This is a genomic window from Pelomicrobium sp. G1 (genome assembly GCF_051905455.1).
GTDB lineage: Bacteria > Pseudomonadota > Gammaproteobacteria > Burkholderiales > UBA6910 > Pelomicrobium.
Window position 1 is genome coordinate 1 of sequence record NZ_JBQACR010000647.1, and the last position, 233, is coordinate 233.

Annotated in this window: 1 protein-coding gene; it reads left to right on the plus strand. The window is 71.7% G+C overall.

Annotated features, from left to right (window positions below; all coding sequences use genetic code 11):
* On the plus strand, positions 1-233 hold a 233-nt coding region (locus ACTFO6_RS19970; RefSeq protein WP_439936013.1), incomplete at both ends, for a hypothetical protein.

The following is a 233-nucleotide window of genomic DNA, read 5'->3' on the forward strand; positions in this document are numbered from 1 at the left end:
CCGCGCCGCTGGCTGCCGGCCTTCTGCGACAAGCTGGAAACCGCGACGCGCAAGCAGGGCATCGTGCCCAATCCCTATGCCCCGCTGGCGCGCATCCTGCAACGCGCGGTGGCGCAGGACGCGGTGCCCATGCCCGATACGCCCGCCCAGCCCGAAAGACCCGCCCCGCCGCCTCTCGACGAGCAGGCGCTCCACGAGATAGCGCGCGTATTGCGCGAGAGGGGGCTTTCCAC